Raw genomic sequence first — 1,744 nt, 5'->3', positions numbered from 1 at the left:
ATCAGGATACCTTGCACAATAGAGCTTCTAATAAAGCTCAAATAGGTGTAGAAGCCATATTTCTTAGCTTCTACACCTATGATACGAGGGGGGAAGATTAATGCATGAGCGCAGAAAGACCTTTTCCGGCACAAGTGCGGGAAATCATTAATCATCCTATCCGCCCTGACGGGCACCTTTCCTATCTAGGAAAGGTTGAGCATCAGGCGGCCTTTGGCCGCCGGTTTCTTACCACAATCCCAAATTTCTGCTATACTCAAAGCAAATGAGTATTTGAAAGGAGGTATGCCTATGTTTGCAAATCCGAGCTCCTATATGAAGAAACGCAGATACGAATTGAAGCGGAACATGACATCTCAGGAAAATCAGCTTTTCTACGGCATTTTCAAAAACCTGAGGGAAAAGAAAATCGCAAAATTTACTCATCAGGAAATCATCAATAATGAATACATCGTCGACTTCTGCTGTGACAGACTGATGCTGGTCATAGAAATAGACGGAAGCCAGCATCGAAGCGAAGAAGGCGAAAAAGAAGACCGTATCCGGACAGCCAGACTCAATGAACTGGGACTGAAAGTAGTCCGTTATGACAATAAAATGATTGACGAAAATTACGATGGAGTATGTTCGGATATCCTTCGGCAAATGCAGGAAAGAGCCGAAGAACTGGATGTGCCCATCGATTGGTTCGGCATGGACCATTGATGTAAAAAAAGCCGCGAAGCGGCGAGAAGATCCATCCACCCTTGAAAAGGGGGATGCCCCGAAGGGGCAGGGGGGAAGATTGATGCCTCCCTGTCGAAAGAGTTTTTCGAGCACAAGTGCGAGGGACCATCAATCATCCTATCCGTCGCCTTCGGCGCCACCTTCCCTATCTAGGGAAGGTTGAGCATCTGGCGGCCTTTGGCCGCCGGAAGGGAAAAATCCACCCTTGAAAGGGGGGATGCCCCGAAGGGGCAGGGGGGAAGATTTACGCTTCAAAGTGCAGAAAGAGCTTTTCAGGCACAAGTGCAGGGAAACATCAATCATCCTATCCGCCCTGACGGGCACCTTCCCTATCCAGGGAAGGTTTTCGCATTATTACGTTACGCATGGGAATTATGAGACAATTGGCATTCTTACCATATGCAGCTCCGCAACACCTGCTCGCGGGATGATTTCCTCTTTTGTCACGAGAATGTTTCGTCAATTAGCCTCGAATGTGCCTGGCAGCGATAAAACACCTATCCGCCTCCGCTTCGCTCCGGCACCTTCCCATCCAGGGAAGGCGGTGCCCTGCAGCATGCTTAGCGTTCTCCTCATAGGTGCCCTGCACCGGTAGTGCAGAAAATATAAAAAGGCGCGGCTTCATGAGTTGTGCCGCGCCACCGCCCCGAGTCCCGAGTCCCGGACAACGTACAGTCATTGAAAAAAGCTGAGAATTCAAAGTTTCAACTCTTTCAGCCTCTGATGGAAAACTCGGAACTGGGAACTTATATGCAAGAAACGCAAAAAAGCCGCCCACGATGGATCGTGGACGGCTTTTTGGGTACAAAAATAAACTCCCTTTTGAGAATATGATCTCGTTGTCCGGATTTCCGATCTTACCTGTCAATCGGCTGCAGAAATTCCTACGTCTGGATGTGTCATCTCGTGATCAAGGTACGTTGCGGGGGGCGCGGGTCCGAAGAATCTTTTTTCTCGTTTGTTGGGAGTTTATTCTTTTGTAAAAATAATTGGAAACTCGATTTTTTCCTCGAGGATT

The 1,744-nt window shown here is 48.1% G+C and carries 1 protein-coding gene; it reads left to right on the top strand.

What is annotated here, in order from left to right; translation table 11 throughout:
* The first annotated feature begins 291 nt into the window (after positions 1 to 291).
* The gene (locus VZT47_RS10240; protein ID WP_330224859.1) at positions 292 to 705 is read left to right on the top strand and encodes an endonuclease domain-containing protein; all 414 of its coding nucleotides are present in this window, start codon (positions 292 to 294) and stop codon (positions 703 to 705) included.
* Positions 706 to 1,744 lie beyond the last annotated feature (1,039 nt).

This window comes from Dialister sp., from assembly GCF_036343215.1.
In the GTDB taxonomy this organism is placed as follows: Bacteria; Bacillota; Negativicutes; order Veillonellales; family Dialisteraceae; genus Dialister.
The sequence above is the reverse complement of the archived record's forward strand: the minus strand, read 5'-3'. Positions and strand labels throughout refer to the sequence as shown.